Here is a 13376-nt window from a genome sequence, read left to right on the forward strand (position 1 = left end):
CGGGGTGTCCTTGACAGCCGGGGCGGCTTGAGAATAGCACCGCGAAATGATGCCGCGCTTTCTCCCGTCGCCGCCCCCCAGAGGCCGTGCATGACCGAATCCGCTCGCCGCATGATCGAACTGACGCGCCAGCTTTCCCCTCTGCCCCGGCTGCTCGTCTCACGGGGGCTGGACCGCGCCTTCGAACTCCTCCAGGAACACTTTCCGGATATGGTGGTGCATGCCTGGGCTTCCGGCGAGGCTAGAGAGGACTGGGTTGCACCGCTGTCCTGGAACCTGGTCCGGGGTGAGTTGCGACACGTCGACGGGGGGCTCATCTACAGCTCGGTGGAGCATCCTCTCTTGGTGGTCCCCTACAGCCAACCCTTTTCCGGCCTTGTTTCAGGCGAGGAACTGGCCGCTCACGCCTCCACGAGGCCCGATAGGCCCCACGCCTTCTGCCTTGAGCACCGTCTGGCCTACAATTATCGCCTGAAGGACTGGCGGCTCTCCTTGCCTCACGACTTCCTGAGCAACCTGCCCGAGGGTCCTTTCCACGTGCTCATCGAGACCGAGGTGGAGCCCGGCACCCTGCGCGTGGGCGAATTGTTCCTTCCCGGCGAGTCCGACGCGGTGGTTTGCTTCTCGGCGCATATCGACGAGCTGTGCAACGACGATCTGTCAGGTTGCGTGGTGGGCCTTGAACTCTTTCGGTGGCTCAGTGGGCGCAAGCGCAAGCACTCCTACCAGTTGTTGCTCTTTCCTGAACTCTTCGGGGCGCTCTTCTGGGCGTACGACAATCGCGGCATACTGGCACGGACCGTGGGGATGCTCAACCTGGAGGCCCTCGGTGCGGGAGAGCGCCTGTGCATGAAACGCTCTCTGTCCGGTGACAGCGACGTGGACAATGCCCTGCGATTGGCTCTTCGCGAAGAGAACGCAGCGTTGAACGAGCTGGGCTTTTTCGAGGGCTACGGCAACGACGAACGCGTCTTCATGTGGCCCGGCGTGAACGTGCCCAGTCCCGCCCTGCAGCGCTTTCCCTTCCCGGAATATCACACCAGCGACGATGTGCCGGACCTGCTGTCCCCCGAAATGATGGACAACGCCCTGAGGGTTTGTCGACATTTCGTGGGAATATTGGAAGACGATGCCGTACCGGCTTTCACGGGAATGCTTCCTCCGTGGCTCACCAAATGGGGCCTCTACTACGACCAGACCCAGGAAAAACACATGGCTGGCAAGTTCAACAACGAGCTTCTTTTCAGTGTCGATGGGGTCAACTCCCTTGCGGAATTGGCTTCTTTGACGGGCCTACGCTTCAGCGCCGTGAAGGACTACCTGGATAAATTCGTGCAACACGGGCTTATGACGTATTCTCCCAAGCCTCCAACTCAGGGAAGAAGGGCGTGACGCTGCGTCTGGATTTGCTCTCCCGCGTGGTGCTCTTTGGGGGGGGGCGGCTCATGGCCGAACTGGCCGGGCATTGCTGGGGCAAGGCCGGACTTGACGTTATTGTGTTCACCGCCGAGCGTTTCCTCGACGAGGCAGTGGACAAGGATGGAACGAACCTCACCGAGTTCCTGGAGCGTTCCGGGGTGACATGCCTGATCAGCGAGGACATCAACGGCGAGTCGGCCTTTGCAGCCGCCATGGACCACCCCGGGGCCGTGGGCCTCGGATTCGGGGAGCCCTGGCGCATCGCGCCGACCCTGCTGGAGTCGTTCTCCCCCCGCCTGCTGGACTTCATGAGCATCGACATGCCCCAGTACCGGGGCGGGGCGCACCAGAGTTGGAAGATACTGCGCGGGGTGAGGCGTTGCGGCTGCGCCGTCCAGCCCATCACCGACCAAACGCACCAGGGGGTCTCCGACGCTGGCGTGGTGTACAAGCAAACCACTTACCAGTTGCCTCCCGACGCGCTGACCCCCGCCGACTACTACAGGTTCCAACACTCGCACGAGTTCGCCTTCCTGGTGGAGTTCCTGACGGAACTGGCCGCAGGATGCGCCTTCAGCCTGACCAAACTCCAGGATGAATACTCGCTGTTCTTCCCACGCCTCAACACCAAGCTGCACGGCTACGTGGACTGGCGCTGGAGCGCGGAACAGATTGAGGCTTTCATCCGGGCCTTCGACGACCCTTATCCCGGAGCTTCGACTTTCTCGGGGACCCAAAGGGTGTTTCTCAAGGGTTGTCAGGTCGTCCGGGAAGATGGCGCGTTTCATCCCTTCCAGGCCGGACTTGTCTACCGGGTGGACCACCGGGGGGCTTTTGTCTGCGCCAACGATGCCGGTCTGCTCGTGGCGTCAGCCACCGATGAGGCAGGTCTTCGCGTGGAACTCGTCCCGGGCGCACGTCTGTATACGCCGGCCGTACGTCTCGAAGAGGCCATGTCGGCCCGTGTCGATTACACCCATGCCGGGCTCGTCTTGACTTCCGATGTTTGAGGACTGCTCATGGTAAACTACAGCGGCTTGCAAGGCAGGGACATCTTCCTGCGTGGTGTGGAGTTGTCCGATGTGGGCGAACGTTACAGAGGCTGGCTTAACGACCCAAGGGTAAACCGGTTCCTGGAGTCGCGGTTCGTGCCGCGCTCGCTTGAAAACATCCGGGATTTCGTCCAGTCCATGGACGGTGGCGAGACAAGTATTCTCTACGCCATCTGTCTCAAGGAGGACGGAAGGCACATCGGCAACATCAAGCTTGGGCCCATCAATCATATCCACCGCTTCGCCGATGTGGGCCTGCTCATCGGAGAGCCCGACTGCTGGGGCAAGGGCATCGGTTCACAGGCAATCGGTTTGGTGACGGACCACGCCTTTCTGGAGCTCAACCTGAACAAGCTGCTCGCAGGCTGCTATGCCGGAAACGTCGGCTCCATGAAGGCGTTTCAGAAGGTTGGTTACCGCCAGGAGGCGCACTTCGCCAAAATGCGCTTCAGCCAGGGGGCCTACGAGGACGAGTACGTGCTCGCCCTCCTCCGGGAGGATTGGGAGGCCGCCCGCCTGGGCTAGCGGTTCAGGCGGATGGGGATGCCGGCGTTGTGGATCCTGGAGCGGATCTGCATGATGTTCTCGTCCTTGGTGAAGAAGTAGGTTCCGGCGGCCACGGCGTCGGCCAGGCCGTCCTGGAAGCCTTCGACGAAGTGGCTGGCCAGCCCGCAGCCGCCCGCCGCGATCAGGGGGACGCCCACGGCCCTGGCCGCCCTGCGGCAGGTGGCGGTGTCCAGGCCTTGGCGCGAGCCGTCGCGGCCGATGCAGGTGAGCAGGATTTCCCCCGCGCCCAGCTCCTGTCCGCGCGCGGCCCAGTCCGCGGGGTCCCAGTCCGTGGCGGTTTTTCCGCCGTGGGAGTAGACCCGTCCCCGCCCGTCCTTCTCCTCGCGGTAGTCGATGGAGAGCACCACGCACTGCGCGCCGTGGATGCGCGCGGCTGCGGTGATGAGGCCGGGGCTCTCCAGGGCGGCGGTGTTCACGCTCACCTTGTCCGCGCCGTTGTCCAGGAGGATCTTGAAGTCTTCCGTGGAGCGCACGCCGCCGCCCACGGTGAAGGGCATGAAAATCTCCTCGGCGGCGCGGCGCACCACGTCGATCATGGTGGCGCGGTTGGCGTCCTGGGCGTCCAGGTCCAGGAAGATCAGCTCGTCGGCGGCCTGGGCCTCGAAAATTTTGGCCTGGGAGACGGGGTCGCCCATCTCCAGGGACTCCTCGAAGCCCCGGGTGGTCACCAGGACCATGCGTGGTTTCGATCCGAAGCGGCTGGCGCGCATCTGCAGCTTGGGGATGATCCTGCGCTTGAGCATGTCAGGGCGTCCATTCAAGGAAGTTGCGAAGGATGGCCAAGCCCACGTCCTGGCTTTTCTCCGGGTGGAACTGGGTGGCGCAAATGTTGCGCTTGCGCGCGGCGGCGGTGACGGGGCCGCCGTAGTCGCAGGTGGCCTCCACGTGCTCGTCCGAGTCGAAGCGCAGGTGGAAGGAGTGCACGAAGTAGCAGTCCGGGCGTGGCGGCAGGCCCCGGAAAAGGGGGCTGCCGGGACGCCAGGCCAGGTCGTTCCAGCCGATCTGGGGGATGCGCAGGGTGGGGTCGGCAGGGGTCAGGCGCACCACGTCGGCATCGAGCCAGCCCAGCCCCTGGTGGAGTCCGTCCTCGTGGCTCACGCGGGCCATGAGCTGCATGCCCACGCAGATGCCCAGGATGGGCTTGCCGCGCTCCAGCACCTCCCGGCAGAGGGCCTCGCGCAGCCCGGCGCGGGCCAGGCCCTCCGCGCAGCTGGCGAAGGCCCCCACGCCCGGCAGCACGAGGCGTTCGGCGCGGGCGAGGTCTTCCGGCGTGGAGCAGGGCGTGGGGTCGGCCCCGGCCATGAAGAGGGCGTTGTGCACCGAGAGGATGTTCCCGGAGCCGTATTCCACCACGCCCACCATGGCTCAGCCCTTCCCGCCGCCCTGGGTTTCGCGCCAGCGGCCGATCTGGGCCCTGGCCTGTTCGGGGTCGAGCCCATCGCCGCGCGGCCAGGCCGGGAAGTCGTGGGTGGGCGGTCCGGCGACGTCCCGGGCGGGGTCGTGGCGGTAGGGCGAGATGGAGTGGCGCATGGCGATGTCCAGGAATTCCTCCAGGGTGATGCCCATGTACTCCAGGAAGAGCTCCAGGCTGCGGGGCCTCAGGCCCTCGTGACGCTCCACCATGCCCATGGCGGCCTCGCGGTCCAGTCGGCCGTTGCGGATGTCCAGGGAGGTGAGGTGGGAGGTGCGCGAGTAGCCGCGCTTGATGTGCTTGATGTAGTCGCGCACGCCCTGGAACATGCACTCTATCTTTTCGTACTCGTAGCCCGGGGGGACTCCTTCCACCTGGTCGCCCTGCCAGCCCAACTGCTCCTGGATGAGCGCGGTCTGGCGCTTCACGTCCCATGGGATGTAGGAGCCCAGACAGACGGAACGGTAGCCCAGGGCGCGCAGTTCGCGCAGGGGGGGGTAGGTGTAGGGTTTGAGGTCGCGTTCGTCCACGTTGCCCTGGAGTCGGATGAACATGTCCTGCGCCGTGATGCCCAGGTTCACGAAGCGGTTGAAGCGTTTTTCGTCCACCTCCTCGGACTGGTCGTAGCCGAAGTAGGCGGTGTATTCCGAGGAAGGCTCGCCCCAGAAGATGAGCGGCGTCTTGTGGTGCAGGGCAACCCACATGGGGTAGGCGAAGATGCCGGTGTGGCAGTGCCAGCAGAAGTCCCCCTTCTCTAGGAAGCTCTGGAGCATGAGCTTCAGGGTGGTCTTCCAGTTGGGGGTGAAGACGTGCAGGTCCACGCCCAGGCGGCGGATGACGCGCAGGGTGTTCTCGTGGAGGCGTTCGCGCAGGAAGCCGTGGTCGAAGCGCACGAGCAGTGGCTTGAGCCCGTATTCGCGCACCAGGTAGAGCGCGGTGAAAGTGCTGTCCTTGCCGCCGCTGAAGGGGACGATGCAGTCGTAGTCGCCTTTGCCCCGGTAGGCCTCGACGATGGCGTCGAGGTCGCTTTTACGCTGGGTCCAGTCGATGGCCTCGCGCTTGAACTCCTGCTGGCGGCAGATGTTGCAGACGCCTTCGCCGTCGAAGGTGATGGTCTCGTGGGTTTCGGGCAGCACGCAGCGCGTGCAGCGGCGCAGGGTCGCGGGGGACATGGTTCGCTCCTTTATCGGGTCGGCCCTAGCGCACCCGGAAGACGGGCTGGATCATGGGGCCGGCCAGGTGCTTGGCGGGGTCGGCGTCCGAGACCCACTGGGCCAGGGTCTTGAACGTGGAGGCGTAGGCCTCGAGCGCGCGCGACACGGTGGCGTGGTCGTGGGAGACGGACATGTTGTGGGTGACGAGGATGAGCACGCCACGGCGCGCCATTTCCTGCTGGAAGAGGCTGCGCAGGAGCATGTCGCCTCCGCCGTTTTCGTCCAGGAAACCCAGAAGGCTCCAGTTGGGTCGTCCGGTGCAGCGGATGCGGCTTTCCAGGCCGGCTTCGCGGGCCAGGGCGTTCACGCCGTCCTGCAGAATCTGGCCGTTGGCCCGGATGGAATCCAGGGCGTCGGTGTGCTCCAGCACGTCCAGCACGGCCATGGAGGCGGCCAGGGAGGCCGTCTCGCCGCCGAAGGTGAAGCTGAAGAAGCACTCCTCGTACATGCGCATCACGTCGGCCCGGCCCACCACGCAGGAGATGGGGAAGCCGTTGCCCATGGCCTTGCCGAAGCAGGCCAGGTCCGGGATGACCCCGAAGAGCTTCTGCGCGCCGCCCAGGCCGAAATGGAAGCCGGTGCAGATCTCGTCGAAGATGAGCAGGGCCCCGTGCTTGCGGGCCAGTTTCTTCACGCCCTCCAGGAAGCCGGGGGCGGGCTCGGTGAAGTTGAAGGCCTCCATGATCACGGCGGCGAAGCGGCCGGGGTGCTCTTCCAGCAGGCGCTCCAGGGCCGGGAGGTCGTTGTAGGGGAAGGGCTTGGTGAGCTCCCGCACCGCCTGGGGCACGCCCGCGTTGCGGGTGGTGGTGCCGATGTACCAGTCCTGCCAGCCGTGGTAGCCGCAGCAGGCCACCAGTTCGCGGCCGGTGAAGGCGCGGGCGGCGCGCACCGCGCCGGCGGTGGCGTCGGAGCCGTTCTTGCCGAAGCGCACCATTTCGGCGCAGGGGATCAGGCGCGTGAGCCTTTCGGCAAGCTCCACCTCCAGGGGGTGGGGCAGGGTGAAGCTCACGCCGTCGGCCATGGCCTTGGCCACGGCCTGGTTCACGCCGTCGTGAGCGTAGCCCAGGATGTTGGGGAGCAGGCCCTGCACGAAGTCGACGTATTCGTTGCCGTCCACGTCCCAGACGCGGCAGCCCTTGCCCCGGGCCAGGAAGGTGGGGGACGCGCCCTGCACGTACTGGGAGGTTCCCTTGCTGAAGGTCTGGGCCATGCCGGGGATCACCCGGCGGGAGCGTTCCGTGAGGAGCGCGCTCTGTTCCAGGCGCAGGGCCGGGGCCGCGCCGACCGGGGCCTGCTGGTACAGGGAGCGGTAGTAGCCTTCGTTGGACATGGTGCCCTCGTTGATCGTTGCGATGTCGGGGCTGCGTCGGAGCAGCTCCAGGATGTCGGCGAGCCCGAAAGCTTCGCCGGGGGCCATGCGCCGGTAGACCTCGCGGACGAAGGCCAGGTCCCTGGCGTCGTCCACGGTGAAGCGCAGGCCGGAAAGGTCTTGGGGATGGGTGAGCGAGGCGCGCGCCACGTCCGGGCGCGTGCGCAGCCAGGGGGTGACGTGTTCCCGCTCGCTGGGCTTGTCCGCGCTGGTGAAGGCCCGTTCCAGGGCCTTTGCGCTCATCACCTCCACGTCGAGGCCGTCGGGGTAGCTGGGGCGCTCCACGTTGGAGGCGTAGTCGCAGCCTGTATCCCTGAAGAGGGCCACCACGGCGTCGAGCACGTCCGGGTCCAGCAGGGGGCAGTCGGCGGTGATGCGCACCACCGTGTGGGCTGCGTGCGTCTGGGCCGCGCCGTGGAAGCGGGCCAGCACGTCGTGCAGGGGGCCGCGGTGGCAGGCGATGCCCTCATCAAGGCAGAAGGCGGCCACGGGATCGTCGGAGGCGTCGGTGCTGGTGGCCACGACAACCTTGTCCACCAGCCGCGCCCGGGCCGCGCGCGAGACCACGCGCCAGAGCATGGGCCGCCCCTCGATGTCCGCCAGGACCTTGCCGGGCAGGCGCGTGGAGCCCATGCGGGCCTGGACGACGGCCACGGTGCTCACGAGGGGCCTCCCGCGCGGGCTTCGAGCGCGATCGCGAGGCAATCCCGGGCCTCGGCCAGGGGGTTGGCGGGCGCTTCGCCCGTCTCCAGGCAGCCCAAGAAGTGGCGCATCTCGTCGAGATACATGTCGTTGACGCTCCAGGCGGGATCCAGGGGCAGCTCCCGGGCGAGGCGCCCGTCGGGGCCGTGCAGGAGCACCCTGGGCTGGCCGAAGTCCCAGCTGATGGTGCCCTCCTCGCAGGCCACGCGGCAGGCGCGGTGGTAGTCGCGTTCGATGAAGCTCAGGTGGACGCTGGAGAGCGCGCCGCAGCTGTGAGCGAGCAGCAGCTCGGCCAGACCGTCGGCCTCGATGCCGATGGACGTCCCGGGCAGCACGGCCGAGGCCCTGAGGCGGGCGGGGCCCAGATACCAAAGTGCGAGGTCGAGTTCGTGGATGCAGTCGAGCACCGCGCCGCCCTGGACCGGATCGGCGCTGTAGGAGCGGCGGTAGTCCGAGGCGGGCCGCCAGGAGGGCAGGTAGGACGCCGTGGCCACCCGCGCGTGCAGGGGCCGCCCCGCCGCGCCTTCGTCTAGGAGCCGCTTCACGGTGGCTGGTCCGGGGTGGAAGCGCATGTTGCAGCCCACCATGGCCGCGAGCCCGCGCGATGTAAGCTCGGCCTGGAGTTCGTCCAGCCCTTCCATGGAGTGGGAGAGGGGCTTCTCGATGAAGAGGGCGCACCCGGCACGCGCTGCGGCAAGCGCCAGGGGAACGTGGACGTTGCTGGGGCCGGTGACCAGGGCCGCCTGGGGCCCTTGGGCAAGGGCATCTTCCAGGTCCGTGTGGAAGTTCGCACCGGCGGCCGCGGCGGCCTCCCGGCGGCTGGGATCCGGGTCGTAGGCCACGAGACGTTCGATGCCCAGGGCGCGCAGGTTGTTCAGGTGGCGCATGCCGATGGACCCCAGGCCCAGCACGGCGGCCGTGGCGGGAAGGCTCATGAGCGGTCGCCCTCAATGTGTTCGGGCGCGAGGGGCGTGCCTCTGGGGATATCCTTTGCGGCCCTGCGTCCCAGCACCTCGTCAAGGTGGCGGGGGTGCATGCCGTGTCCCGGCCGGATGGAGCGCACGTTGTCCGGGGTGAAGGGCTCGCCCCGGGCCACGTCCCGCACCACGAAGAGGGAGCGGCGGAAGACGCGGCTGGCCAGTTCCTTCTCGCAGGGCTCCAGGACGGGGCGACCCAGGGCGGCGTGGGCCTCTTGGACGTCGCGGACCATGGCGGCGAACTCGTGGGGCTCCAGGGAGAAGGCGGAATCGGGGCCGCCGTCGGCGCGGGCCAGGGTGAAGTGCTTCTCGATGATGCAGGCCCCCAGGGCCACGGCCGCCACGGCCGCCGCCGTGCCCAGGGTGTGGTCCGAGAGCCCGGCGGGCACGCCGTAGCGCTGCGCCAGCAGGGGGATGGCGCGCAGGTTCATGGCCTCGGGGGGGCTCGGGTAGGCGCTGGTGCACTTGAGCAGGGCCAGATCGCGGCAGCCGGAGGCCCTGAGGGTCTCCACGGCCTCGTCGATCTCCTCCGGGGTGGCCATGCCCGTGGACATGATCACGGGCTTGCCCGTGGCTCCGATCTTGCGCAGCAGGGGGATGTCCACGATCTCGAAGGAGGCCACCTTGTGGGCCGGAACGTCCAGGGATTCCAGGTAGTCCACGGCGGAGGGGTCGAAAGGCGTGGAGAACACGGCCACGCCCAGGTCCCTGCCTGCCTGGATGAGGCCCGGCGTCCACTCCATGGGCATGGCGGCCTCGCGGTAGAGGTCGTGGAGGGTGCGCCCTTCCCAGAGGGTGCCCTTGATGCGGAAATAGTCGTTGTCGCAGGCGATGGTCAGGGTGTCGGCCGTGTAGGTCTGGAGCTTCACGGCGTCGGCCCCGGCGCGGGCGGCGGCTTCGAGGATCCTCACGGCGCGGGCGAAGTCGCCCCCGTGGTTGGCGCTCATTTCGGCGACGAGCCAGACGGGGGCGTTCGAGCCCAAGGTCCTGTTCCGGATTCGGAAGGGTCGGGTCATGATGCGGGCTCCTTTCCGGGACCTGTATACAGGTGGATGCCCTGACTCGTCGAGTGCAGCGAGAGACCAGCGTGCAAAGCGATGCGTACCGAGGCGATGTTGCCTTGCCTGATCTCGGCGCGGACGGCTCTTGGAGCGTGCTGGACGGCGAGGCGGACCATGGCCTTGCCCACGCCCTGCCCACGCATGGAGGGGGCGACGGTCCAGGAAAGCACATGGCCCGAGGCGTCGCTGTTGAGGCGTACGGTCCCGGCCGGGCGGCCTTCGAGTTCGGCCACGTAGAGCCGCAAGGAAGGGTCCGCCAGGGACTTGGCGAACCAGGCGTTGTGTTCGGCCAGCGACACGGGCCGGTCCTGCAGGCTTGCGCGGATAGTCTCCGGGTCGTTGCGCCAGGCCAAGAGAAGGGCGGAGTCGGCCTGGGAAGCCGGGCGCAGACGCAGGGTTTCGGCGGACAGAGAGAGCAGACGCTCGACAACGCGGTCCGCACCCTGGCCGTCCACAAGGCGTTGCCCCGCCCGGGAGAGCCCCTGTCTGACCTGTCTAGAACGGAGAAGGGCTGCCAGAGCGTTTGCCGCGCTTGCTTCGTCCAGGGGCGTTTCTCCAAGCAGGACGGCGGCTCCGGCTGCTTCGAGCCCCCGGGCGACGCCGCGCTGGTTGGGCGCGAGCACGGCCAGGGCCATGGGCACTCCCAGGAGGCAGAGTTCGTAGGCGGTGCTCCCGGCGGCGCTGAGGGCCAGATCGGTTCCGGCCAGGAGTGGGGCCATATCCGGCGGAGACACCTCCAGGCGGGCGGGAAAGGGCGCGCAGGACACGGCCTGGCGCAGGTTCTCCAGGTGTGGGTTGGCCGGTCCCGCAACCACCACCACATCCTCCAGCCCGCCTCCGGCTTGCGAGAGGACGCGCAGAACGGCTTCAGCCGTGTTGTCCGGGTCCGCGCCGCCCATGGTGACGAGCACGCGGCGGACCTGGTCGGGTTCGCCGGGGCGTTGGGCGGAGGGGGCGCGCAGTTCCTCACGCAGCAGGGCGTAGGCAGGGCCGGTCAGGACGATCGCGCCGGGGTCCGCGTCGTATGCGAGGTGTTGCGCGCCGATGTTCTGGTTCAGAATGGCGTCGGCGTGGTAGCGCGGCAGGTGGGCCTGATCGTCAAGCACCAAGAGCCGGCGTCCGTCGCGGCGCAGGGCGGCATGGTGTTCTGGATTGAAGCCGTAGCCGTCCAGGACGATCCAGTGCGCCCCGGGGTCGGAACTGAGGGGCTCGAAGGCCCGCAGGAGGGAGCCGATGCCGTCGGGGTCGTCAGAGTCGGGGACGCTCAGGACCACGCCTTCTCGCTCAAGACGCTGAACCAGGGCCGGAAGCGTCACCCATCCCGCCAGGAGCGCGCGCCCCCCTCCGCGCATCCAGGCCTGGGCCAGGGCCAGGCAGCGCATCACGTGGCCGATGCCGATGTCCGGCCCGGCGTCGGCGCGGATGACCAGCCAGCCGGGAGCGGACTCCGGCGCGGCGGGACTAAAGGGCATGGGCCAGGGCTTCCATCACCCGTGCGGCCTGTTCGTCGGTCAGGCCCTGGTGCATGGGCAGGGTGAGGATGGACTCGTAGGCGGCCTCGGCCTCTGGGCACAGCCCGGGGCCGTGCCCGAAGCGCTCGCGGTAGTAGGGGTGCAGGTGCACGGGGATGTAGTGGACGTTCACGCCGATGCCCTGTTCGCGCAGGGCCGTGAACACGGCGCGGCGGTCGATGCCCTCCGCCAGGCGCACCACGTAGAGGTGCCAGGCGTGCTCCGCGCCGGGGCGCTGGGCCAGGGGCTCGGCCACGGGGATGCCCCGCAGGGCCTGGGCGTAGAACCGGGCTATCGCGCGGCGCCTGGCCAGGAAGTCCGGGAGCCTGCGCAACTGGGAGAGGCCCAGGGCGCATTGGATGTCCGAGATGCGGTAGTTGAAGCCCAGCTCCACCATGTTGTAGTGCCAGGCTCCGGTCGCTTCCCGCTGCCGGGCGTCGGTGTCGATGCCGTGGTTGCGGAAGCGCCGCAGCAGGCGCGCGGTCTGCTCGTCGGATGTGAGCACCATGCCGCCTTCGCCCGTGGCGATGTGCTTCACGGGGTGGAAGCTCAGGGCGGTCATGGCGGGAGGCAGCGCGCCGAGGGGCCTGCCGTCCTGGGTGGCCCCCAGGGCGTGGCAGGCGTCGGCGAAGAGCGCCACGCCCCGCTGGCGGCAGAGGGCCGCCAGCGCCTCGTAGTCGCAGGGTTGGCCCGCGTAGTCCACGGCCACCACGGCCTTGGTCCGGGGCGTGAGCTTGCGCTCCACGTCGGCGGGGTCCAGCAGCAGGGTGCGCGGGTCCACGTCGGCGAACACGGGCGTGCCGCCCAGGTAGCACACGGCGTTGGCCGTGGCGGCGAAGGTCATGGCCGGGACGACCACCTCGTCTCCGGGGCCGATGCCCGCCACGTGCATCATGGCGTGCAGGGCGGCCGTGCCGCTGGAGAGGGCCACGCCGTGGGCCGCTCCGGCGAAAGCGGCCACGGCGGCCTCGAAGGCGTCCACGGCCGGGCCGGTGGTGAGCCAGTCCGAGCGCAGGACCTCGGCCACGGCCCGGATGTCGTCCTCGTCGATGGACTGTCGGCCGTAGGGGATCATTGCCCGTTCAGGAAGTCGCGCAGTTCGTCCACGGTGAGCAGCCAGGGGTTGGTGCCGGAGCTGTATTCGAAGTCCTCGGGCACGCGCTCGCCGGGTGATTCGTCGAAACGGGGCGTGATGTCGTCGTGGTCGGGCAGGATGATGTAGTGGTTCTTGAATTCCAGGGTGTTGCGGGCGTCGGCAAGGGGGACCATGACCTCGTGGATCTTCTCGCCCGGGCGGATGCCCACGATGGGGGTCTCGCACTCGGGGCAGATGGCCCGGGCCAGGTCCATGATGTTCATGCTGGGCAGCTTGGGCACGAAGACTTCGCCGCCGAGCATGCGGTCCAGGCACTTGAGCACGAAATCCACGCCCTGTTCCAGGGTGATCCAGAAGCGGGTCATGCGCGGGTCGGTGACGGGGAGCACGCCGGTGGGCTTCTGCTGCAGGAAGAAGGGGATCACGGAGCCGCGGCTGCCCAGCACGTTGCCGTAGCGCACCACGCTGTAGCGGGTGGTGTCGTTGGCGATGAAGGCGTTGGCGGCCACGAAGAGCTTGTCGGAGCAGAGCTTGGTGGCCCCGTAGAGGTTCACGGGGTTGGCGGCCTTGTCCGTGCTGAGGGCCAGCACGTTCTTCACACCCCGATCGGCGGCGACGTTGATGATGTTTTCAGCGCCGTAGATGTTGGTCTTGATGACCTCGGTGGGGTTGTATTCCGCCGTGGGCACCTGCTTGAGCGCCGCGCCGTGGATGACGTAATCCACGCCCTGGAAGGCGCGGTAGAGGCGCTCCTTGTCGCGCACGTCTCCGATGAAGTAGCGCATGCAGGGATATTTCGCGGTGGGGAACTTCTGCGCCATCTCGTACTGCTTGAATTCGTCGCGGCTGAAGATGATGAGCTTGCGCGGCTGGAAGCGGGAAAGGATGACTTCGGTGCACTTGTGCCCGAAAGAGCCGGTTCCGCCGGTGATGAGGATGGTCTTGTCGTTGAGCATGTTGGTTCCGTTGTGTGGTTTCCGGGGCAATGCGGCGCGCT

Annotated in this window: 12 protein-coding genes; 3 read left to right on the forward strand and 9 right to left on the reverse strand. The window is 67.7% G+C overall.

Features of this window, described 5'->3' with window-relative positions:
* Positions 1 to 90 precede the first annotated feature (90 nt).
* The 3 genes from NNJEOMEG_RS13550 to NNJEOMEG_RS13560 are packed head-to-tail and all read left to right on the forward strand — an operon-like array spanning position 91 to position 2996.
* Positions 91 to 1392, forward strand: coding sequence for a DUF4910 domain-containing protein (locus tag NNJEOMEG_RS13550; RefSeq protein ID WP_173085325.1), 1302 nt, complete (start codon positions 91 to 93; stop codon positions 1390 to 1392).
* Complete coding sequence (locus NNJEOMEG_RS13555) at positions 1389 to 2429, forward strand: hypothetical protein (protein WP_173085327.1); 1041 nt, start codon at positions 1389 to 1391, stop codon at positions 2427 to 2429. Before NNJEOMEG_RS13550 ends, NNJEOMEG_RS13555 begins: the two co-directional genes overlap by 4 nt.
* Positions 2430 to 2438: 9 nt before the next feature.
* Complete coding sequence (locus NNJEOMEG_RS13560; RefSeq protein ID WP_173085329.1) at positions 2439 to 2996, forward strand: GNAT family N-acetyltransferase; 558 nt, start codon at positions 2439 to 2441, stop codon at positions 2994 to 2996.
* Here NNJEOMEG_RS13560 and hisF read toward each other — a convergent pair.
* The 9 genes from hisF to pseB are packed head-to-tail and all read right to left on the reverse strand — an operon-like array spanning position 2993 to position 13335.
* Positions 2993 to 3781: an imidazole glycerol phosphate synthase subunit HisF gene (hisF, locus tag NNJEOMEG_RS13565; RefSeq protein WP_173085331.1), complete on the reverse strand. Its 789-nt coding sequence runs from the start codon at positions 3779 to 3781 to the stop codon at positions 2993 to 2995. The two genes, NNJEOMEG_RS13560 and hisF, sit on opposite strands and share 4 nt — an antisense overlap.
* 1 nt (position 3782) lies before the next feature.
* Positions 3783 to 4400: an imidazole glycerol phosphate synthase subunit HisH gene (gene hisH / locus NNJEOMEG_RS13570; RefSeq protein WP_173085333.1), complete on the reverse strand. Its 618-nt coding sequence runs from the start codon at positions 4398 to 4400 to the stop codon at positions 3783 to 3785.
* A 3-nt stretch (positions 4401 to 4403) separates the two neighbouring features.
* Positions 4404 to 5621 (reverse strand): N-acetyl sugar amidotransferase, encoded by a 1218-nt coding sequence (locus NNJEOMEG_RS13575; RefSeq protein WP_217270540.1) that lies wholly within the window; start codon positions 5619 to 5621, stop codon positions 4404 to 4406.
* Positions 5622 to 5646: 25 nt separating this feature from the next.
* Entirely contained in the window at positions 5647 to 7695 is a 2049-nt protein-coding gene (locus NNJEOMEG_RS13580; protein WP_173085335.1) for an aminotransferase class III-fold pyridoxal phosphate-dependent enzyme, read from the reverse strand.
* On the reverse strand, positions 7692 to 8669 hold the full coding sequence (locus tag NNJEOMEG_RS13585; protein WP_173085337.1) for a Gfo/Idh/MocA family protein: 978 nt from the start codon (positions 8667 to 8669) through the stop codon (positions 7692 to 7694). Before NNJEOMEG_RS13585 ends, NNJEOMEG_RS13580 begins: the two co-directional genes overlap by 4 nt.
* Positions 8666 to 9694, reverse strand: coding sequence for a pseudaminic acid synthase (gene pseI, locus NNJEOMEG_RS13590; RefSeq protein WP_235956961.1), 1029 nt, complete (start codon positions 9692 to 9694; stop codon positions 8666 to 8668). Before pseI ends, NNJEOMEG_RS13585 begins: the two co-directional genes overlap by 4 nt.
* Positions 9695 to 9723: 29 nt before the next feature.
* On the reverse strand, positions 9724 to 11244 hold the full coding sequence (gene pseG, locus NNJEOMEG_RS13595; protein WP_173085341.1) for a UDP-2,4-diacetamido-2,4,6-trideoxy-beta-L-altropyranose hydrolase: 1521 nt from the start codon (positions 11242 to 11244) through the stop codon (positions 9724 to 9726).
* Positions 11234 to 12358, reverse strand: coding sequence for a UDP-4-amino-4,6-dideoxy-N-acetyl-beta-L-altrosamine transaminase (pseC, locus tag NNJEOMEG_RS13600; RefSeq protein ID WP_173085342.1), 1125 nt, complete (start codon positions 12356 to 12358; stop codon positions 11234 to 11236). Before pseC ends, pseG begins: the two co-directional genes overlap by 11 nt.
* Complete coding sequence (gene pseB / locus NNJEOMEG_RS13605) at positions 12355 to 13335, reverse strand: UDP-N-acetylglucosamine 4,6-dehydratase (inverting) (RefSeq protein WP_173085344.1); 981 nt, start codon at positions 13333 to 13335, stop codon at positions 12355 to 12357. The genes pseC and pseB overlap by 4 nt, the downstream gene beginning before the upstream one ends.
* Between the last annotated feature and the right edge of the window lie 41 nt (positions 13336 to 13376).

It is taken from the genome of Fundidesulfovibrio magnetotacticus, from assembly GCF_013019105.1.
In the GTDB taxonomy this organism is placed as follows: Bacteria; Desulfobacterota; Desulfovibrionia; order Desulfovibrionales; family Desulfovibrionaceae; genus Fundidesulfovibrio; species Fundidesulfovibrio magnetotacticus.